The organism is Parabacteroides faecis (assembly GCF_014647375.1).
Lineage (GTDB): Bacteria > Bacteroidota > Bacteroidia > Bacteroidales > Tannerellaceae > Parabacteroides > Parabacteroides faecis.
Genome location: NZ_BMPB01000008.1, coordinates 221,572 through 242,498, shown reverse-complemented (window position 1 = coordinate 242,498; position 20,927 = coordinate 221,572). Strand labels below are relative to the sequence as shown.

The window sequence follows — 20,927 nt, the reverse complement described above, 5'->3', positions numbered from 1 at the left end:
GCCCTTAGTATTCTCCATGAGCAAACTACTGCAAAAGCACGTAGAAAATCAGTGGGTTAAATCATGGGATATGCTTGAAGCAAAAAATATAAAGTTTTAAATATCAGCATGGTAACTCTACTCGGAGAATCCCAGGCGGATCACAGAAAACAAAAGAAAAATCAAGCAAATCCCTGATAATTAGATGTTATCAGGGATTTCTTTTTTGGGGGAAGATCGCAGAAAATAGCCGTTTCAAGCATATTATCGGTGGATAAATCGTGGGGCTAAAGTTTAGTCGAAAAAGTCCCACGAATTTGCATCTTTCTTGCTTATTCATACTATTTTGCGTAGTGCTATTTTGGAGGGGCTGAGATTTTTTTGTGCATAGTTGTGCAATACTCAAGATAAACAATTTACTCACCATAGTATTTTATTCATTTTAGTATCAATTCCATTTGAATATTGCATCTCTGATAGGATGTACTATGCCCAAAAATCCTTTTAAAACCTAATTTTTCATAGATATGAATTGCCGGTTTTAAAGCAGTGTTGCTTTCTAAGTACAGATTTCTCCCCCCTAATTCTTTTACTTTATTGATAACAGCCTGCCCTAAAAGCAGCCCGATGCCTTTCCCTTGTACTTTAGGACTAACAGCAAGTTTAGATAACTCATAATCATAATGTTCATCATTCATTTTAAGCAAAGCGCAAACACCAACAGGTTCGTTTTTGTAAAGTGCAACAAAAATTTCTCCCCCTTTATCTATAATAAGCTCTTGGGGATTATTGACTGCTGCATAATCGGTTTCTTCCATTTTGAAGTATTTGTTTATCCATTCTTCACTGAGCGACTTGAAAGCTTCCTGATAACAAGGTTCATAAAGTGTTATTTGAATATCCTTGCTTTCTCTTTGCTTTTTTACCTCTTTTACACGTTCCAGTAATGATTTGCCTGATAATAAACATTCCCATTCTTCAATGGCTTGCCATAAATCATTATGCGCTTCAGATGAAATATTTTCTATAGTAACGGTCATATCAGAGCATTCCTCGATGAGTATCTCTGACATTTTTTTTCCTTTGGGAGATAGCATTATTAAGTTTCTTCTTCCGTCAGACTTATCTTTTGTCTCCTTTACAATTCCTCTTGTAACCATCTCTTTTACAATATTACTAACTGAAGGATGGGAATGTCCTATTTCCTTTGCGATAGCAGTAATTGTTTTTGCTTCCCCATGTGCTAATACGAAAAAGACTGGAAACCATTTTGCACGAATGTCTATTCCATACATTTTGTGAATCCGTTCGGCATCGTTAGTTATTTTATCGGTTAACATCCGTAGCCTGCTACCAATTGCCATTTTACCTGTTTGATTAAAGAAATCCATGTTTTATCGGTTTTATTTAAGTAGATACGTAATTAATTACGCAAATGTAGGTAACTTACCTAATATATGCAAATATTCTTAGCAATTTACTACTCTTTCAACATATGAAAAGGGGTATTCTGATAAAGTTCTGACCGATCTAATGCGCTGCTTATATGTTCATATCCATATTTCATACATAGCAACAGCATTTCTAAACTGATGATAAGAAACAATATACAGATGTTCATATCCGATGGTCGTATATGGAATTATTACTTGATGATAGCTGCAATGATGTGGTTCCAAATGTATGTTTGTTTTGACTACTAAATTCATGATAGTACAAACATGTTTTGCAAAACAACTATCATACTATCATAAATCGATATATGTTATTTATAATCAGTGATATGTATAATGATAGTTGTTTGTTTTAACTATCATAGTACCTATCATACTCTCATTAAAAGAATTATATAAGGAGATATTCTGATAAAGTATATAGTTTATTTTCAGAAGAGTAGGTAGAAAAATACGGTGAGACCCGGGTGTGAATAGTATCAGCACCCGGGTCTCGTTATTGTTTACACCCGGGTGTAAACCGGATGAAGAAGGGGATCTCAAATAACTTTTCTACCTGTTTTCGGTAAAATATCTAACCTGTTTACGCAAATCAGACTACTTATTTTGCTTAAAAGCGACTAATAGAACCGCCGCCCCCCGAACGTCCTCCTCCCCAGGAGCCACCGCCACCACCAAAACCGCCTCCAAAGCCTCCGCCTCGTCCGCCGCCACCAATGATGACAGGTCCCGTACTGCGTCTTAACCGGCTGATATGACGGTTTTTCTTTTCTGTATAGCCGCAATTCTTACATCTGTAGGTATCTTCTGCCAATCCTTCCGAACTGTAAGTAGCCCTTTGTATCACTTGCTGGCCCACATATACCAATGTTTTTTGTCCGCAACAGGGACAGATACGAGGACGGTATTTGAGGATGGATACAAGAATAAAGATCCCGGCAGGAAAAATGATCATCATGACCAGAAATAACCATAGAAAAAGATCGTCGCCTTCCGTTTGTCTGCTGGTATTTCCTCCGGTCATGGCTGCACGTTCATAATCGCTTGCCATCAGATATTCTTTTACTGCGGCAACCCCTTTCAGCATACCGGCACTATAATCGCCCGTTTTCAGATCAGGGATCATGTATTTTTGTTGCAGGCGGTAACAGATTGCATCCGGAAGAATACCTTCTATACCGTAACCAGTCTCGAAAACAACCGAACGCTGTGACGGCTCAGTGACAAGCTGGATCAGAAGGCCGTTGTCTTTGTCTTTCTTTCCCAATCCCCAATGCCGAAACAGGTCTGTAGCAAACATACGGGCGTCATTATCACCGATACTTTCCACAGCAACTACGGCCACTTCGATCCCCAGACTGTCTTCTACAATCTGCAGCAAACGGTTGATATGCTCGACATCCTGCGGATGAATGATCCCATCCGGATTGCTTACATGATTATTCCGGTCGAAGAGACGGACATTCGGAACTGTCTCGATAGTATAATCCTGCACTGCAGAAAGTTGTAGCGGGAAAAGAGAGAGCAGGAACAGACCTGCAAGCAGTAAAGCCTGCAGGCGGTTACCCGTCAGTATTTTATTCAGATTTCTCATTTTTATCTGAACTTATCGAATTAAAATTCTACTTTCGGAGCTTTCTCGGCACCGCTTTCCGCACTGAAATAAGCTTTCGGCTGGAATCCGAACATACCGGCGAGGATATTGGTAGGGAAACTGCGGATATAAGTATTATACGTTTGTGCGGTTTCATTGAAACGCTTACGTTCTACGGATATACGATTCTCCGTTCCTTCCAGTTGGGCTTGCAATTCAGAGAAGTTCTGATTGGCTTTCAGGTCCGGATAACGTTCCAGTACGACCATCAGGCGGGAAAGGGCACTGCTCAGTTCTCCCTGTGCAGCCTGGAATTTCTTCATCGACTCTTCATTCAGGTTAGACGGATCGATGGTTGTCTTGGTGGCCTCGGCCCGGGCACTGACTACACCTTCCAATGTTTCCTTTTCATGAGTAGCATATCCTTTTACTGTATTGACCAGGTTTGGGATCAGGTCCATACGACGCTGATATTGATTTTCTACCTGGCTCCAGGCTGTTTTTACTCCTTCATCCTGTGTGACCATTGTGTTGTATGTACTTTTTACCCAAGAGTATCCGGCAAATAAAAGTACCACGATAATGGCAAGTGTAATCCACAAAGCTTTGTTCTTAAACATTTTCTTTTTGCTTTAATTGTTATACATAGTTGTGCAAAGCTATATAAAAAACAGGATAGAAGAAGAAACTGTTTATACAATTGTTGGTTGCAATGAATATTTAGTGGGTATCTGTCAAGTAATATTTGGCAGGTCCTGTTATTTTCAAATCTTCGGGACGTATACCTTCTGCTTCCTGAGGCGTTATCAGTCCGCGATCGACCAGACGACTAAGGATTACCTGATAGAACTCCGTATAATAGGGTTTTAATTGCAAACCGTCAAAGCAATAGCGAACATGTTTCGGCTTAGGTACGATACTTGCCAGGAAGATACATTCTCCTAAAGTCAGGGCCGAAGGTTCTTTGGCAAAGTAAAAATGTGAAGCCTCGGCTGCACCGTAGACAAGCGGTCCCCATTCGACGATATTCAGATAGACTTCAAACATCCGTTCCTTCGAGGTAAGACGGTTACTTTCTATCAGCCAGACAATCAACATCTCTTCCAGTTTCCGGGCAATCGTTTTGTTACGACTCAGGAAGACATTTTTTACCAGCTGCATACTCAACGTACTTCCACCCCGTGCAAACCGCCGTTCTTTGAGGTCCAGTATCAGGGATTCACGGATCGCACTCGGGATAAAACCATTGTGATAAAAGAAACCGGCATCCTCGCTTTGCATGATGGCCAGAGGCAAATAACGGGATACAGCCGGGAAAGGCCGGAAAGAAGGATTGCCTTCACCGACCTCGAACGTACGCACCGGTTCTTCATTCTCGTAAACGGTATATTCGAACGGTTCGTTCATTTTTCGCAGATCAGTATTCCCATATTGAATGATCTGGAAATTACGGGCGGTAAGCGACGATTCCAGTTGCAGGCTATCCAATGAGGCAAAATCGACATCCAGTAAAAACCGATATGATAATGTTCCGTCGGCTTTTAATCCTTCCAGATTGTAAAACAAACCTTTCGGCAGGGATGCGAACAAGTCATTTGCCGGAAAGTCCTGTTTATTCACCGAAGCAGTTATATGCCAGTCATCTTTTTTCTCAGCCTTCAGATAAGGATGAAAATCCAATTGGTTGAAGTTTACCTGGGAGACACTATCCAGTTCCAGATAGTTTTTTCCGATATTTACCTGGCAGTCGACAGTTCCCCGGTCCAGTAAAACAGTATCGGGAGAAATGCGTCGTTGATGAAGTGTTAGTCCGCTGATATGTGCCTGTCCCCGGACAGCGTGTAGCTCATTCTTTTTGAGTATTTCCTCCAGTTTGAATGTGAGTGTGTCGAACTGTATCTGTGCTCCCCAGCGATAGTTCAGGAAGGGTAGGGTGATCTTTGTATTCTCTTTGGCATGCAGCTGTGCTTCGATCTTTTTTCCCTTGTCCAGCAGCGAACCTTCACAAACCCATTCGCTTCGTACTCCGTTTTCCGTGCTTCGTATTCCGGTAGCGAAACGGCTATCCTTTATGATCAGTGAAGGTATCTCGATCAGGAGTTCATCTCCTTTGTTCAGATAAGAAACACTTAGATTGCGTAAGGTCGCATTATCGGGAAGTAACTTGAAAAGCAGCCCGAACAACCGGCCTGTCTTCCGTGCAAAATTTTGTTCTGTTTCAGTATGGGCATTTATCTCCGCAGATGGGACAGAATGATACAGAAATTCAAAATTGGACGTATTGTCTTTCTTTATAAAGGAAATATTCACGTCGTCGGCTTCTATACTCTTTACGGAGACTTTAAAAAGAAGAAGTGCGGAGCGATCCAGCTTCACCCGGAAAGAATGGCTTCGCAGGAACGTATCGGCATCCGACGGTGTCACAGATAATCCTTTGATTTGTATGCCGCTGAGACCGATCATGCTTATGTCGTCGTAATGAACAGATATCCGGCGCGTTTCTTCCAGCTTCTCCAGTTTACGGTCGATGTATTGCCGTACGAATATGTTCCGTACGGAAAACGAAAGCAGAACCAAAACAGCTAAAAGAATGACACCTGCCGCAATTGCTTTTCTAACAGGTTGATGCATATATTCTTCTTGTTTAAAACGGGAGTAAAAGTAGATATTTTTTCAACATTTCATATCTTTTATCTGTTTTAATAAAAACAAATAAATGAATATGTCATACAAGATTGCATTTTTTGGAGCTAAACCTTATGATATAGCTTCCTTTGATCAGGTAAACGAGAAATATAATTACGATATAAAGTATTATAAAGGACATCTTAATCCCAATAATGTGGTCCTGACGCAAGATGCCGACGCTGTCTGTATCTTCGTGAACGATACAGCCGATGCAGCCGTAATCGATGCGATGGCAGACAACGGTGTCAAGCTACTGGCTCTGCGTTGTGCCGGTTTTAATAATGTAGACCTTGCTGCTGCCAAAGGAAAACTTCCGGTCGTCCGTGTTCCGGCTTATTCTCCTTATGCCGTTGCCGAGTATTCGCTGGCATTGATGTTGTCGTTAAACCGAAAGATACATCGTGCCTATTGGCGTACACGCGACGGAAACTTCTCCCTGAACGGATTGATGGGATTCGATATGCACGGAAAGACAGTCGGTATAATCGGTACGGGAAAGATTGCCAAGATATTGATCCGGATATTGAAAGGGTTGGGTATGCATATCCTTGCTTATGATCTTTATCCCGATCACAAGTTTGCGGAGGAAGAAGGTATTACTTATGTGACATTGGATGAATTATATCGCGGGTCGGATATCATCTCGCTTCATTGTCCGTTGACGGATCAGACCCGTTACCTCATTAACGAGGATTCGATCGACAAAATGAAAGACGGTGTAATGATTATTAATACCGGCCGTGGGCAATTGATTCACACGAATGCCCTGATCGAAGGACTGAAGGAAAAGAAGATTTCGGCAGCCGGACTGGATGTATACGAAGAAGAAGGAGATTACTTCTATGAGGATAAATCCGACAAGATTATCGATGATGACGTGCTGGCACGTTTATTATCTTTCAATAACGTGATCGTCACTTCGCATCAGGCTTTCTTTACCAAGGAGGCAATGCATAATATTGCAGAAACGACTTTGCAGAACATCGAAGATTTCCGGCAAAATCGTCCACTAGTGAACGAAGTTATTCTATAAACAGACTATTTTTTTATCGCTGATTTATTATATTTTTGTGGCCATTGTCCGGTGTGAGCCAGGCAATGGTCTTTTAATTTTACGTATTATGAAAATAGATGATCAGACAGGACTTGTTTTAGAAGGTGGGGGAATGCGCGCCGTTTTTACAGTAGGGGTATTGGATTACTTTATGGACCACAATCTCTGGTTCCCTTATACGATCGGAGTGTCGGCAGGGGCCAGCAACGGTATTTCGTATGCTTCCCGGCAACGGGGACGCTCCCGTTACAGCAATATAGATTTATTGAAAGAATATAATTATATCGGTCTGCGCCATTTTCTGCGTGGCAGAGGATATATCGATATGAAATATCTGTTCTATATTTATCCGGAAAAACTCTATCCGCTCGATTATGATGCCTACTTCAGGTCGAAAGATCGCTTCGTGATGGTCACGAGTAATTGTCTGACGGGAAAGGCGGAATACTTTGAAGAGAAGAAGGATAAAAAGAGGTTGGTGGACATTTGTTGTGCTTCTTGCACGTTGCCGATCCTTTGTCCGGTCGCTCGTGTAGACGGCATTCCGATGGTAGACGGTGGTGTGTGTGATGCTATTCCCATCCAACGGGCTATCGATGACGGTTTCAGTAAAAACGTGATCATTCTGACACGGAATAAAGGGTATCGCAAGAAAGATAAGAATTTTTATCTGCCAGGATTTATCTATAAACAATATCCGGCTATACGTGAACAGCTCAAACTGAGATATAAGCGTTATAACGAAGTACTCGATTATATCGACCAACTGGAAGCGGAAGGGAAAGCCTTTGTGATCCGTCCTGAAAATAAGATGGAGGTGGGGCGGACGGAAAGTAATCCGGAGAAGCTGGAAGCGTTATACAATGAAGGGTATGAGCTGGCTGCGAGGTTGTTTTCAGGGAAGCATGAATAATTTGAGGGTATGTCAAAACAAATAAACCGGACGCAGATATCGTAGAATTCTGCGTCCGGTAAATATCATCTTTTGACACCCCCTCGTTCTTTTTATTCTTTACATTCTTTATGTAAATCCTTACTCAGGCGCATAGCACAGAAATTCGGACCACACATCGTACAGTATTCCCCATCGGTGACAGCGCTTTCCTTATAGTATTGCAAAGCCCGTTCCGGATCGAGCGACAGGTTGAACTGGTCTTTCCAGCGGAAGTCGAAACGTGCTTTACTCAAAGCGTTGTCGCGTACCTGAGCACCCGGATGTCCCTTTGCCAGGTCGGCTGCATGGGCAGCTATCTTATAAGCAACCACACCGTTACGTACATCTTCTTTATTCGGCAGTCCTAAATGTTCTTTCGGAGTTACATAACAGATCATGGCTGTTCCGTGCCATGCAATCTGTGCCGCACCGATAGCAGAAGTGATATGGTCATAACCGGGAGCGATATCTGTTGTTAACGGGCCTAATGTATAGAAAGGTGCCCCGTGGCAAGCATATTGCTGCTCCTTCATATTTTCATGTATCTTGTTCATTGGGACATGTCCCGGACCTTCGATGATTACCTGAACGAATTTCTCCCAGGCAATCTTTGTCAGATCACCCATTGCATGCAACTCGGCAAACTGGGCGGCATCGTTCGCATCATAAATAGAACCCGGACGAAGCCCGTCGCCAATCGAAACAGCTACGTCATACCGGCTCAATATATCGCAAATCTCTGCGAAATGGGTATAAAGGAAGTTCTCTTCATTGTGCAGTTGCATCCATTTCGCCATGATGGAACCGCCACGTGACACGATGCCCGACAGGCGGGTTGCCGTCAGATCGATATGACTTTTCAGTAGACCGGCATGGATCGTGAAATAATCTACACCTTGTTCGGCCTGTTCGATCAATGTATCACGATAGATATCCCAACTTAGTGCTTCCACATTTCCGTTCACTTTTTCCAAAGCCTGGTAGATGGGAACAGTCCCCATCGGTACAGGACAGTTACGAATGATCCATTCGCGTGTTTCGTGGATATTGTCGCCTGTGGAAAGGTCCATTAACGTATCGCCTCCCCATTTGCAACTCCATACCGCCTTCTCAATCTCTTCGCTGATACCGGAAGAGAGGGCCGAGTTTCCGATATTCGTATTGATCTTCACCAGGAACTTCTTACCGATGATCATCGGTTCCGCTTCCGGATGGTTGACGTTGGACGGTATGATCGCACGCCCGGCTGCTATTTCCTTACGGACAAAATCCGGTGTAATATACGATTTCAGTCCCAATGCCTCGATCTGTTGATTTTCACGTATGGCAACGTATTCCATTTCAGGCGTAATGATCCGGCGTTTGGCATAATACATCTGGGTGATGTTCTTGCCTTCTTTCGCACGATAGGGGAGGTGGCGTTTCGGGAAACGGATAGCATCCAGGCTTTTATCTTCCAGGCGGCTACGTCCGTATTCCGATGTAAGTTCGCTCAACTGTTCGATATCCTTGCGCTTGCTGCACCATTCTTCACGGATACGTGGGATACCGGCTGTTATGTCGATGTTTATCTTCGGATCGGAGAATGGTCCGCTTGTGTCGTAGACAATTACCGGATTGTTTTTCTTACAAACTTTTTCTCCGTTTTCATCCAGTGTAACGGTATCCAGAAGTTTTATCTTACGCATTCCAACCTTGATCTTGTTGATCTCTCCCGGAATGTATATCTTCTCCGATGACGGGTAGGTGATACGCATCGTATTTTTCTTGTTTGCCATTGTTATATTGTTTATATTTTGATCAATGTAAATCTATTTGCTTGCTATACTTTTTTATTATTAAACAGAAACGTTCCATCTCCTTTACAGGATCGGGCGCCTGGGTAATAGCCGATGATACGGCGATCCCTGTAATTCCGGTACTCATCAAAGGGGCGATATCCTCATACCGGATTCCTCCGATTGCAAATATAGGAATTTTTAGTCCTGCTTCCCGGCATTGTTCCATGATTCTTTTGTATCCTTCGAGACCGAGTATCGGACTCAGGTTCTTTTTTGTTTCCGTAAAACGATATGGGCCAAGACCGATATAGGAGGCGCCCTGCCTGTCTGCTTCCACGATATCTTCAAAGGTATTGGCTGTGGCACCTACCAGGAAAAGGTCGCCGTATCCTTGTTGACGGATAATTTTCCAGGCATCGCTGACCGGCATATCTTTCTTACCCAGATGTACAGTGAGAGCTTTGCTTTTAATAGCGATCTCCAGGTTGTCGTCTATGCATACCCGACAGGATGATCCTGCTAAATGAACCAGCTTTTCGGCAGCATCTAGGGTAAGATTGTCTTTCATTCGTATCTGTATCCAGTTACATCCGCCTTCCAGGGCTATTTTGACCTGGTCTTCTTCTGTATATTTTTCAGTACGGTGTGTGATGAACATCAACGGAAGTGTGTTCTCTTCCGTGAAACAAGCATACTGGCTGTTTATCTTTTCAGGCATAGTTGTATATTTTTATATTGATTGATAATTGTTTCTTTTTGTGATATATCCGGTACTTTTCCCCACAATGCACCTAAAACGGCTACGCCTCCGAAACCTATTGAACGGATCGATGGGATCGTTTCGTTACTGATACCACCCAAAGCGATTACTTTTTCATTTATTATCTTATGGGAAGCGGCATCCTGCAAAGTTTCCAAAGAGAAACCGCTACCGTATCCTTCTTTAGATATGCTCTCAAAGACAGGACTGAGAAAGACATAATCGAGTTGTCGATTTTCTTTTACTTCCTGTAAGGAATGACAGGAACGGCTGATACTACCTTTGAAACCTTCCGGTATAATATGGTTCCTGCTATTCAGATGTATGCCGGCAAGATTATATTCCGATGTCAGTTCAAAATGATCATGTAAGACGATACGGGAGTGAAACACCTCCGGGACAGTATCTAATAATAAACGTAATACCTGTTTATCCCCCTGGGGTTTACGCAAATGCACTCTTTCCATTCCTTCCTGAAATAAAGCCGTCAGGATCAGACCTTCGCCTTCAAAGAAATTAGGAGTCGTTATGGCTATCAGTTTCATGACCTATTCATTTCTATTTTATGTAATGGAACCGGGGCAAAAAAATGATTCAAAGGGCCATGACCATGCCCCGTTTTTACATCTTTTCCACTCTGAATAGCTTGTGTGATATACTCTTTGGCAGAACCGACTGCTTCAGGCAGATTCATACCCAAAGCAAGATAAGCAGCAATAGCCGAAGATAATGTACAGCCAGTCCCATGACCGTTCGTCGTTTCTATCGTTTCGGCGGACAGGCGGACAGGAGACATTTCCGACATATATAATATATCGGTCATATCTTTTGTCTTCAGATGGCCGCCTTTCATTAGAACGGCCTTGCAGCCCCGGGACAATAATTTTCCGGCAGCCAGATCCATATCTTTTTCGGAGAAGATCTTTACACCTGACAGGTATTCCGCTTCGTCGATATTGGGAGTGACTAATGTACTTCGGACGAACAGTTCGCGGACTATGATTTCGATGGCATCATCCTGTAGCAATTTATTCCCGCTGGTAGAGATCATCACCGGGTCCAGTATGATATATGCGGGAGAAAATTTGTCTATTGTTTCAACGATAATTTCGGCTGCCGTCTTGTTATGTACCATTCCTATTTTCACAGCATCTATCGTAATATCTTCAAAGACAGCATCGAGTTGCCCTTTCAATATCTCGGGAGAAATAGCCTGAATGCCTCTGACACCCTGGGTGTTCTGAGCTGTGACCGATGTTATGACGGAAGCTCCGTAAACACCGATGGCGGAGAATGTCTTGATATCTGCTTGTATGCCAGCTCCGCCACCACTGTCGGAACCGGCAATTGTAAGTGCTACCGGATAGCGATACGTCGTATCTGTTTTCATGTTTACATACCAAAGGAGGGAAAAAGCCTTATCTGTCTTTCCTACGGCGGCATTACCCGCATCAGGTTCACAGGGTATAATCTCAGCCCGTTTACAGTATGGCACCCCCTTTTCGCGGACAAAGGTAGAAAGATTGACAGGAGAAAACAAAAGTGAATTGTTAAATTTAAGAGAGAATTGATACATATAAAGAAATAATCCAGTATATTTGCGAGTACATATCCGGCATTATAGCTTTTCTTCCGGATTGTGTTTCCTTTTACCATAACAATCTTAAAGGTGACTGAACATGTTGAATAATAAAGGCTTGTATGTGATTACCGGAGGGCCTGGAACAGGTAAAACATCGCTAATTGAAGAACTTGAAAAAGATGGATTAAAGACTGTAAAAGAGGTTGCACGAGATATAATCAAAGAACAACAACTGCAGGGAGGAGATGCTTTGCCCTGGAAAGATACCGGGTTATATACGAAGATAATGCTGGAACGCTCTGTCGATTCGTATCTTGCACATGCAAAAGAGGAAGGTGTCCTGTTCTTTGACAGGGGCATACCTGATACTTTGGCTTATGCACAGTTAATAGGGTTGAACGACCGGAAATACATAGAACTGGCCGTTAATAAATATAGGTATAGTGAACAGGTTTTTATACTTCCCCCGTGGGAAAGTATATACCATACAGATAAAGAACGTAAACAATCATTTAATGAAGCGATAGATACATATTATGTAATGAGAGATGTTTATGAGAATGCAGGTTATACATTGATCGAAGTACCCCAATTGCCTGTGGAAGCAAGGAAGGATTTCATTATTGATCGTATAAATTCAATCTGAAAACATCAATATTGGGGCCTTTTAATGAATTTTGTTGTCAATTGGAATATAATCGGTTCAATTTGGAACATTCAGAAAAAAGAATCTGTTATAATTTTGCGGAGTTTAACGAGGGAGTTAATATAAAATAATGGGGAAAAAGATTGTTTTTATTCTGACATTCGTTTTGATAGCTTTTGCATCAAAGGGTCAGAACACAATAATAAACGGAATTGTAACGGACTCGATCACTGGAGAAACGTTACCATATGTTTCAGTTATACTGAAAGGTACAACTATCGGAGCAACGACAGACGATGACGGGAAGTTTTCACTGACAACATCATCTAATGAAAGAACTTTATCCGTTTCTTATCTTGGATACGAAGAAAAAGAGTTTAAAGTTGCTGTCGGAAAGAAGAATTATTTCAAGATAGCTTTAGCGCCTTCCAGCTTCGCTATCTCGGAAGTTGTAGTCAAGCCCAAAAAGGAAAAATACAGTAAAAAAGAGAATCCGGCCGTCGCCTTCGTCAAGAATGTGATCGATTCACGCGAAAGTAACAATCCGCGTAACCACGATTACTTCAGCTATAGCCAGTATGAGAAGATGGTTTTCGCAATGAACGATTATCATCCGAAACCCAAAAAGGAAAATGGTAAAGCCGGTAAATTCGACTTCCTGATCGATTATATCGATACGTTGGATATCGGCAAGACTATCCTGCCCGTATCGGAAAAAGAGAAGGTGGAAGGTGTCTTTTACCGTAAAGATCCTAAGGTGGAGAAAAGAGTCGTATTGGGAGCCAAGGCTGCGGGTGTGGATGAAGTTTTCTCACGTGATGGTATGCAGCAGTTCCTGGGAGAAGTTTTTCGTGAAGTAGATATTTTCAAGAATGATATTCCTCTCTTCCTGCAACGTTTTGTAAGCCCGTTGTCCAGCATGGGGCCTAATTTCTATAAGTATTATCTGCTCGATACGCTGGAGGTCAACGGACAACAATGTGTGGACCTGGGGTTTGTTCCTTTTGTTTCCGAAGGCTTTGGCTTTACGGGGCATTTGTTCGTGACGCTCGATTCTACCTATTTCGTCAAGAAGGCGATATTGAATGTCCCTAAAAACATCAACCTGAACTTTGTCAGTGGAATGACGATCGAACAGACTTTTGAAAGGACGGAAGACGGAACACGTATCATAACCAAAGATGATATAAATGTAGACTTCAAGCTGACGGAGAAGTCGAAAGGCATGTATGCCCGAAGGCTGAACATATACAGCAATCATTCTTTCCTGCCTCCTGAGGACGATGGGATATTTAAAGAAAGTGCTCCGGTCATCACGCTGCAGAATGCCTACAAGCAACCGGAAGATTTCTGGGACCTGAATCGTCCCGAGGAAGCCGGAAAGCGGAATCAGAATACGGTCGATAAGCTGATGGAGAAATTACGTTCGGTTCCGATATTCTATGTGACAGAGAAGATCATAACGATCCTGACTTCGGGGTATATAGGCACAAGTACTGATCCTGTTAAAAACAAATTTGAGTTTGGACCGGCCAATACCTTTATCAGTGGTAATGCGATCGAAGGTGCCCGCTTCCGTGTCGGAGGTACGACTACGACTGCTTTCAGTAAAAGATTGTTCCTGGAAGGATATGCCGCTTACGGTACGACAGACCGGAAGATCAAATATAATGGTTTGATAGAGTATTCGTTCAACGATAAGAAAGAATATCGTAAAGAGTATCCGGTCAATTCCATCCGTTTGGAATATCTGTACGATATCAACCAGCTGGGACAACAGTATATGTACACCAACAAGGATAATATCTTCCTGGCATGGAAACGTCAGAGAGATACCCGTGCTACTTATTTGAGAAATGCCGAGTTGACTTACTATCGCGAACATTATAACGGTATTGCTTACGGTGCTGTCCTGCGTAACAAGAAAGAATATTCGACAGACTATGCTGTTTTCGACAGAATAGAAGAAGATGGCCGTATCACTCCGATAAAATCTTATTCAATGACAGAGCTGGAATTTAAGTTCCGCTATGCTCCGAACGAGAAATTCTATCAGACACGTAATTACCGTTATCCGATTACTTTCGATGCTCCGGTAATCACTTTGAGCCATATTACAGCAAGAAAAGGTGTATTGGGTGCCGATTATACCTATAACCGTACAGACCTGGGTATCCAGAAACGTTTCTGGTTCTCTGCTTTCGGATACATCGATATTATCGGTAAGGCAGGCAAGGTGTGGGACAAGGTTCCTTATCCATTGCTGATATTGCCAAATGCAAACTTGTCATATACAATCCAGCCGGAGTCCTATACGAACATGAACGCAATGGAATTTATCAGTGATGAATACGCATCCTGGGATGTTACCTATTTCATGAACGGACTTCTTTTGAACCGTCTTCCGCTGATTAAAAAGCTGAAATGGAGAGAGGTGCTTTCATTCCGTGGTATGTGGGGTAATCTGACAGATAAGAATAACCCTTATTATGGCGGTAAAGATCTGTATTTGTTCCCGGAAGGATCCTATACATTAGGAAATACGCCTTATATGGAAGCCGGGGTAGGTATCGAAAACATCTTTAAGTTCCTTCGTCTCGATTATGTATGGCGTTTGACTTACCGTGATCATCCGGGCATACAGACAAAAGGTATTCGCTTCTCGATGAAGTTGTCGTTTTAGTCGGCATATTTGAAATATAAATAAAGCTTCCGTTGTCCGTAATTCATGTTACTGGCAACGGAAGTTTTTTTATGCAGTATCGTTCTCGTTTCCTAAGCAGGAAACTGGAATTTCCCAGGGAAGAAACTGCAGTTTCCCAGGCAGGAAATTGTAGTTCCCTGCGGAGGAAACTGGAGTTTCCAAATAAGAAAACTACGAGAAAACTGTAATTGGTTGATAATTACAACGGTAGTCCTGTTTTGGTAAATCCTTTAAAATGCTTCTGTCATATTCATATAAACCTGCACTCCATCCAGTCCCGGTTCCTTTCCTATATCCAATCGGAAGTTTTTACCCGGTTGCATTTGTACACGTAATCCGGCACCGAAATTCAGTTTCCATTTATTCCAGTCAAAAGGAGTATTACCGATCGTTCCGGTTCCCATCCAGGCGACAAAACCGCATTTAGCCCAGAAGTTTCCGCTTTTGTATTTAGCCTGAGAACCGAACATATGGCGGTATTCCACGATTCCGTAAGCCATAGACTTATCCCTGTATTTACCCCAGTAATATCCGCGAAGGTCGAAGGGTGAACCGAAAGACGGTAATTCGGAGTAGGGGACATCTCCCATGCCGATCTGACTCTTGGCGATCCATGCCAGTGTACTTCTGGGGCGGAACACATTTACAAAGTGCCGATATTCAAGTTCCAGTATTTCATAATTATAAGTGCCTCCGAGATACTTGCCGAAAGCCTTCATGTTTCCACTTAGTAATACGCCCCGTGTCGGTGTGGCTACATCGTCTCTGGTGTCGTATTGGATCAAGCCACCGATACCTACATTCAGATATTTTCGTTTGAACCGGTTGAAGTAGGGATCTATTTCCATTACCGGATTAATATCCGAGGCATCCGTAAAATTTATATCGAACAGCCCTCCCAGATAGAAGTGGGGGCGTATCTCCCAGACAAAGCGGGGGTAGATCTGGAAATAACTCCGGTGATAACGAGTGGTTGAATCGCTTCTGTCTACATGCTCAATCGTCTCGTATCCCTTTCCATAATAATGTGCCGGCTCGTTCCTGTATCCGTAGCTGGCATAAATACGGAATTTATTCTGATTGAAAAAGAATGTCCCGGCTCCTGCAACCACGATTGTTCCGTTGATCGAAAGATTGATGCCCGCCGGAAGGAAGGAACGTTGTGAGATTGTATCGTTCTTATTCATTCTGAAACTGGCCAACACAGCGCCGCCAACACCGAGTGATGCTTCCGGAGTATAAGACGGTCCTCCGAGGACCGACCACCATATTTTTTTGTTAGCTCTGATGGAGTCTTTTCGTAATTGCCGATAATAACGTTTAAGTTGTTTCTCGTTCAATTGCTGTCCGTCAACAAAAATGGCCTCTTTATGGAGTGTATCGGTCGGCTCTGTATTTTGGGCCTTTCCGGATAAAAAAGAAACAGATAGGATGATACCTGTGAAAACGATTAAATGTTTCGACATCGGCTGCTTTTATTTTTAGGTTGCAAAAGTATGAAAAAGAAAACATACTAACCTATACTTTGGTTGTCAGCCTTTGTATTTCTTTAGGTTTATTCAGCTTTTTGTACCGGAATTTCAATCCAGAACAGGGATCCTTCTCCTTCCCGGGATTCAACGCCTATATTCCCTCCGAATTTTTCGGCTATCATAGCACAGATAGGAAGTCCGAGTCCTGTGCCCTGGGCGAATGAATTCAGTTTGACGAAGCGGTCGAAAATCTTATCTTTTTTATCTTCCGGTATGCCTATTCCGGTGTCTTTCACATAAAAACGGATATTCTTTTCAGTTTCATCCAATGTATAGCCAAATGTGATAGTTCCTTTAGGCGTAAACTTCAATGCATTTGTGAGGAAGTTGATTATCACTTGCATCAGCCGGGTGCGGTCTGTGTAAATGATACATTGAGGAAGCTTCTGGTCGAATGATATACTGACTTCTTCAGATTTGTTCTTCAGTTTCATTTGGCTGCAAATCTCTTCCATCAGCTCATTTATGTCTGTCTGGGTATAGACATAATCCAACGAGCCGGATTCGATTTTGGCCATATCTATAATGTCGTTTATCAATTGGAGCAGGAGTTCATTATTGGTGGAAATGATATGTGCAAATTCCTGTTTCTCTTCCGGATCATCCGTCTCCGTCAATAAGTTTGAGAAGCCGACTATCGCATTTAACGGTGTGCGGATCTCATGGCTCATATTGGCAAGGAATGCTGATTTTAGACGGTTTGCTTCGTCAGCTTTCTTTACTTCATACATCAGATGTTCTATTCTCTTTTTGTCTGAAATATCTTCTATCTTCATTAAACCGCCGATAACATTTGTTTCCGAATGATCTAAAACGGGGATTGCACTGATCTCGAATGTCGTTTCGCCGTCAGAAAACTCATGTCGCACCGGCTGCTCTTTTATGATCGCTTCGCTGAGTGCACATTGGGTACAGGGCTCTTTTCTTCCCATAACAGTTTCATAGCAGATCTTTCCCGGTGTATAGCGGCGTCCTTTGGCTTTCCCCTGTAGATTGGACGTAGATTCCCATTGTACCTTATATTCTTTGTCGATATAGATCAATCCAAAGTTTATGCTGTTCAATACCAGGTTTTGTGTATCTGCTGCATCTTCCAGTTTTTCCTTGGCCTGGATCAGCTCTTTTTCATATTCCTTTATCTGTGTAATATCCCAGCGAATGATCAGCAACCATCTGTTCTTGTCGTGCGAGATGATGGATTTATGTACGATCGTATTATGAAGAATGCCGTCCGGGGTTACATAATCTTCTTCTGCTCTGTAGTTTTCGCCTATCTGGACTAATTGTTCATCGACTTTGCGGTATTTCATACCGCGTTCTGCACCATAAATATCAAAATCCGTATGTCCCAGAACTTCTTCACGTTCAGTGCCGGACCGTAACTCCGCCTCTTTATTCCAATAGAGATATTTGTAATCATCATTGATATCCTTGACAAAAACCGGAAAAGGAAGATTATCCAGAATATCGATGCTAAAAAGACGTTCTTTTACTGTTTCGCTCAATGTCTGTTCTCCTGCCAGTTTGACTTTGTACTGGTCGTTTTCTCGAGCTAATTTCCGGTTTCTGTACAACAGAAAAAAGGAGATAACAACCGATAGCAGAAGAAGCAGAAGTAATATGGTTGTTTCCACTGTTAACATCAAAAATAGATTATTTATCGAAATAAGCATTCCCATAAAACTATAATAAAGATTTACCCCTTGCAAATATCGACAAATGTATCATTAATATTTTAAATACTTCCTGAAATTTATTGATTTTCATATTATTTTTCGATTACACCCCTAAATATTTCCATAATATGCAATCTAGTTTCCTTGTAGTCTGAGAAATTAGCTTTACATTTGAAGAGGTAAACAGAGAAAAAGTAATTTATGAAGAAAGTAGCTGTTCTGGCAACCTTTTTTCTGATCTCCCTGCAACTGCTCAACGCCCAGAAAGTAGGGTTAGTATTAAGCGGAGGAGGTGCGAAAGGTGCTGCACATATCGGGGTAATAAAAGCGCTTGAAGAAAACGGAATACCTATTGATTATATAACTGGTACCTCTATCGGATCCATTATCGGTAGTTTATATGCTATGGGATATTCGCCGGAAGAAATGCTGGCATTAATGTTGTCGGAAGAATTTAGTTACTGGCAGACGGGAACGGTTGAAAATGAGTATAAATATTATTTCAAGCGGCCGGACCCGACGCCAGAATTCGGTCATTTTTCTATCGACATGACTGACTCCTTGCAGATAAAAGCAAACTTTTTGCCGCAGAGCCTTATCAATCCGATCCAGATGAATCAGGCTTTCATGGCTCTTTTCTCGCAGGCTACGGCTAAAGCCGGATGGAATTTCGATAATCTGTTCGTCCCGTTCCGTTGTGTCGCTTCCGATATTTATACAAAGAAAGCGATTATATTCAAAAATGGAGATTTAGGAGATGCTGTGCGTGCTTCCATGACTTTTCCTTTCTTTTTTCAACCGATCTGGAAAGACAGCATTCCTTTGTTTGACGGTGGCATTTATGATAATTTCCCGGTTGGTCCGATGAAAGAGGCTTTCCATCCTGATTTCATTTTTGGTTCTACAGTAGCCGGAGGGAATAACAAGCCTTCCAACAATGCATATAATCAGCTGGAAACAATGATTATGCAAAAGACAGACTATGATGTTCCCGAAGAAGACGGTATGATGATCAAGTTCAGCTTTCCGACCGTCTCATTACTGGATTTTCAGAAGGCAAAGGAATTGATGGATATTGGTTATAAACGCACTATGGGGATGATCGATTCGATTAAGCAGAGAGTTCCCCGCAGGGTGCCGCTTGCCGAAGTGAATATGCGAAGGGCTGCTTATAAGGAAAGTTTGCCTCCATTGATTTTCCAGAATATCTATGTGACGGGAGTCTCTGAATCGCAGCGTAAATATATAGAGTCGCAGTTACATCGTGACATCAACCATGAGTTTTCGATGGAAGAGTTCAAACGGGCTTATTTCAAAATGCTGACCTCTTCCAAGATCAGAGAGATTATGCCACATGCTGTTTACAATCGCAGGGAGAAAAAATTCGATCTTTATCTGGACGTAAAAATGAAAGAAGAAATAACGGTCGGTTTTGGTGGCAATATTTCATCACACCAGGCAAACCAATTATTTCTGGGGTTAGGATATCAATATTTAGGTCGTTTTGCTGCCGATGTTAATGCTAATTTCCAGGTGGGAAATTCCTTTAGCGGAGTGTTGTTGAGCGGGAGGATTTATTTGCAGACCAAAATTCCGACATATCTTAATTGGGAAGGCGTTTATTCTGATAAACGATATCAGGAGAGCCAATCTTTGTTCTATGAAGATGTATTACCGGCTTTCATAAAGCAAAAGGAGCTGTATATGAAGTTGAAACTGGGATTTCCATTCCTGAACAGGGCTAAGTCGGAGATAGGATTCGCTTATGGGCAGTTGAATGATTATTATTTCCAAAGCAACAGTATGTTGTTCCCTAATTCGAGGTTTGATCATAGCTGGTATAACTTATTCAGCGGCTCGCTCAGTATAGAACGTAACTCGTTGGATGCCAAACAATATCCCATATCCGGACGAAAACAGTTCCTGATAGCGCAATATGTTACAGGGACAGAGAATTATGATCCTTCCTCGCAGACAGCGGAAAGTCAACCGTTTAAGAAAAAGGTTCATAGTTGGTTGCAGTTGAAAGGGGAGTGGCAACACTATGAAGTGTTAAGTAATCGTTTCAACCTGGGACTTCAGGGTGAACTGGTCGTGTCGAGCAAAAACTTGATGAATAACTATACGGCATCAGTTTTACAGGCTCCGGCATTTACTCCTACACCTCATAGTAAGATTGTGTTTAATGAAGCTTTCCGGGCAAATCAATATTTGGCTGCCGGGATTTCACCGATCTATAAGTTCAGTAAGCTTCTGCATTTTCGTTTGGACTTATATGGTTTTGCGCCATTATACGAAATAAAGAAGGAGGTCAAAAGTGAAAATCCGTATGTGGCGGCTCCTTATTATGGAAAATTTCTTCATTCATTTAAGTATATGGGAGAGGCTGCTCTGGTTCTGCAATTACCTTTTGCCTCTATTAGTCTGTATGCCAATGGATATAGCTATCCAGCGAAGAATTTCAACTTCGGACTGAATATCGGTTACTTGATCTTCAATCCAAAAATGTTAGATTAATTTGAAAAAAAGATGTAGTAAAGTCT

At 42.2% G+C, this 20,927-nt stretch carries 15 protein-coding genes; 5 read left to right on the top strand and 10 right to left on the bottom strand.

Features of this window, described 5'->3' with window-relative positions:
• Positions 1-416 precede the first annotated feature (416 nt).
• From IEY67_RS13310 to IEY67_RS13295, 4 genes are all read right to left on the bottom strand, one after another.
• Entirely contained in the window at positions 417-1,370 is a 954-nt protein-coding gene (locus tag IEY67_RS13310) for a bifunctional helix-turn-helix transcriptional regulator/GNAT family N-acetyltransferase (protein ID WP_122357311.1), read from the bottom strand.
• Positions 1,371-2,043: 673 nt separating this feature from the next.
• On the bottom strand, positions 2,044-3,027 hold the full coding sequence (locus IEY67_RS13305) for a TPM domain-containing protein (protein WP_183671652.1): 984 nt from the start codon (positions 3,025-3,027) through the stop codon (positions 2,044-2,046).
• A 20-nt stretch (positions 3,028-3,047) separates the two neighbouring features.
• On the bottom strand, positions 3,048-3,647 hold the full coding sequence (locus tag IEY67_RS13300; RefSeq protein ID WP_122357313.1) for a LemA family protein: 600 nt from the start codon (positions 3,645-3,647) through the stop codon (positions 3,048-3,050).
• 100 nt (positions 3,648-3,747) lie between these two features.
• Positions 3,748-5,658, bottom strand: coding sequence for a biosynthetic peptidoglycan transglycosylase (locus tag IEY67_RS13295; protein ID WP_183671651.1), 1,911 nt, complete (start codon positions 5,656-5,658; stop codon positions 3,748-3,750).
• A gap of 91 nt (positions 5,659-5,749) precedes the next feature.
• Between IEY67_RS13295 and IEY67_RS13290 the strand changes: the two genes are divergently transcribed.
• Together IEY67_RS13290 and IEY67_RS13285 are read left to right on the top strand one after the other, a co-directional pair.
• Positions 5,750-6,748: a 2-hydroxyacid dehydrogenase gene (locus IEY67_RS13290; protein ID WP_122357320.1), complete on the top strand. Its 999-nt coding sequence runs from the start codon at positions 5,750-5,752 to the stop codon at positions 6,746-6,748.
• Between the two features lie 88 nt (positions 6,749-6,836).
• On the top strand, positions 6,837-7,682 hold the full coding sequence (locus IEY67_RS13285) for a patatin-like phospholipase family protein (protein ID WP_183671650.1): 846 nt from the start codon (positions 6,837-6,839) through the stop codon (positions 7,680-7,682).
• Positions 7,683-7,774: 92 nt separating this feature from the next.
• Here the strand turns inward: IEY67_RS13285 and thiC are convergent, their stop codons facing one another.
• From thiC to thiD, 4 genes are read right to left on the bottom strand one after another with little or no spacing between them, the layout of a single operon-like run.
• The gene (gene thiC, locus IEY67_RS13280) at positions 7,775-9,481 is read right to left on the bottom strand and encodes a phosphomethylpyrimidine synthase ThiC (RefSeq protein ID WP_122357316.1); all 1,707 of its coding nucleotides are present in this window, start codon (positions 9,479-9,481) and stop codon (positions 7,775-7,777) included.
• 22 nt (positions 9,482-9,503) lie between these two features.
• The gene (locus IEY67_RS13275; RefSeq protein WP_183671649.1) at positions 9,504-10,202 is read right to left on the bottom strand and encodes a thiamine phosphate synthase; all 699 of its coding nucleotides are present in this window, start codon (positions 10,200-10,202) and stop codon (positions 9,504-9,506) included.
• Positions 10,187-10,789 (bottom strand): thiamine phosphate synthase, encoded by a 603-nt coding sequence (locus IEY67_RS13270; protein WP_183671648.1) that lies wholly within the window; start codon positions 10,787-10,789, stop codon positions 10,187-10,189. The genes IEY67_RS13275 and IEY67_RS13270 overlap by 16 nt, the downstream gene beginning before the upstream one ends.
• Positions 10,786-11,634 carry a bifunctional hydroxymethylpyrimidine kinase/phosphomethylpyrimidine kinase gene (gene thiD / locus IEY67_RS13265; RefSeq protein ID WP_122357319.1) on the bottom strand — a complete coding sequence of 283 codons (849 nt, stop codon included), beginning with the start codon at positions 11,632-11,634 and terminating at the stop codon, positions 10,786-10,788. The genes IEY67_RS13270 and thiD overlap by 4 nt, the downstream gene beginning before the upstream one ends.
• 289 nt (positions 11,635-11,923) lie before the next feature.
• Between thiD and IEY67_RS13260 the strand changes: the two genes are divergently transcribed.
• Positions 11,924-12,472, top strand: a complete 549-nt coding sequence (locus tag IEY67_RS13260; RefSeq protein ID WP_122373220.1) for an AAA family ATPase — start codon at positions 11,924-11,926, stop codon at positions 12,470-12,472.
• Between the two features lie 130 nt (positions 12,473-12,602).
• Positions 12,603-15,155 (top strand): DUF5686 and carboxypeptidase-like regulatory domain-containing protein, encoded by a 2,553-nt coding sequence (locus tag IEY67_RS13255; protein WP_122354405.1) that lies wholly within the window; start codon positions 12,603-12,605, stop codon positions 15,153-15,155.
• 251 nt (positions 15,156-15,406) lie between these two features.
• Here IEY67_RS13255 and IEY67_RS13250 read toward each other — a convergent pair whose 3' ends face one another.
• Positions 15,407-16,642, bottom strand: coding sequence for a BamA/TamA family outer membrane protein (locus IEY67_RS13250; protein ID WP_183671647.1), 1,236 nt, complete (start codon positions 16,640-16,642; stop codon positions 15,407-15,409).
• Positions 16,643-16,731: 89 nt separating this feature from the next.
• Positions 16,732-18,351, bottom strand: a complete 1,620-nt coding sequence (locus IEY67_RS13245; protein WP_229801057.1) for a sensor histidine kinase — start codon at positions 18,349-18,351, stop codon at positions 16,732-16,734.
• Positions 18,352-18,585: 234 nt separating this feature from the next.
• On the opposite strand from IEY67_RS13245, the gene IEY67_RS13240 reads away from it, so the two are divergent.
• Positions 18,586-20,901 carry a patatin-like phospholipase family protein gene (locus IEY67_RS13240; protein ID WP_122354408.1) on the top strand — a complete coding sequence of 772 codons (2,316 nt, stop codon included), beginning with the start codon at positions 18,586-18,588 and terminating at the stop codon, positions 20,899-20,901.
• Positions 20,902-20,927 lie beyond the last annotated feature (26 nt).

What these genes read in the sequence shown, in the direction of transcription:
- IEY67_RS13240 (WP_122354408.1), top strand. Translation starts at nt 18,586, where the DNA reads ATGAAGAAAGTAGCTGTTCTGGCAACCTTTTTTCTGATCTCCCTGCAA.
- IEY67_RS13255 (WP_122354405.1), top strand. Translation starts at nt 12,603, where the DNA reads ATGGGGAAAAAGATTGTTTTTATTCTGACATTCGTTTTGATAGCTTTT.
- IEY67_RS13305 (WP_183671652.1), bottom strand. Translation starts at nt 3,027, where the DNA reads ATGAGAAATCTGAATAAAATACTGACGGGTAACCGCCTGCAGGCTTTA.
- thiD (WP_122357319.1), bottom strand. Translation starts at nt 11,634, where the DNA reads ATGAAAACAGATACGACGTATCGCTATCCGGTAGCACTTACAATTGCC.
- IEY67_RS13285 (WP_183671650.1), top strand. Translation starts at nt 6,837, where the DNA reads ATGAAAATAGATGATCAGACAGGACTTGTTTTAGAAGGTGGGGGAATG.
- IEY67_RS13290 (WP_122357320.1), top strand. Translation starts at nt 5,750, where the DNA reads ATGTCATACAAGATTGCATTTTTTGGAGCTAAACCTTATGATATAGCT.
- thiC (WP_122357316.1), bottom strand. Translation starts at nt 9,481, where the DNA reads ATGGCAAACAAGAAAAATACGATGCGTATCACCTACCCGTCATCGGAG.
- IEY67_RS13275 (WP_183671649.1), bottom strand. Translation starts at nt 10,202, where the DNA reads ATGCCTGAAAAGATAAACAGCCAGTATGCTTGTTTCACGGAAGAGAAC.
- IEY67_RS13300 (WP_122357313.1), bottom strand. Translation starts at nt 3,647, where the DNA reads ATGTTTAAGAACAAAGCTTTGTGGATTACACTTGCCATTATCGTGGTA.
- IEY67_RS13260 (WP_122373220.1), top strand. Translation starts at nt 11,924, where the DNA reads ATGTTGAATAATAAAGGCTTGTATGTGATTACCGGAGGGCCTGGAACA.
- IEY67_RS13295 (WP_183671651.1), bottom strand. Translation starts at nt 5,658, where the DNA reads ATGCATCAACCTGTTAGAAAAGCAATTGCGGCAGGTGTCATTCTTTTA.
- IEY67_RS13270 (WP_183671648.1), bottom strand. Translation starts at nt 10,789, where the DNA reads ATGAAACTGATAGCCATAACGACTCCTAATTTCTTTGAAGGCGAAGGT.
- IEY67_RS13310 (WP_122357311.1), bottom strand. Translation starts at nt 1,370, where the DNA reads ATGGATTTCTTTAATCAAACAGGTAAAATGGCAATTGGTAGCAGGCTA.
- IEY67_RS13250 (WP_183671647.1), bottom strand. Translation starts at nt 16,642, where the DNA reads ATGTCGAAACATTTAATCGTTTTCACAGGTATCATCCTATCTGTTTCT.
- IEY67_RS13245 (WP_229801057.1), bottom strand. Translation starts at nt 18,351, where the DNA reads ATGTTAACAGTGGAAACAACCATATTACTTCTGCTTCTTCTGCTATCG.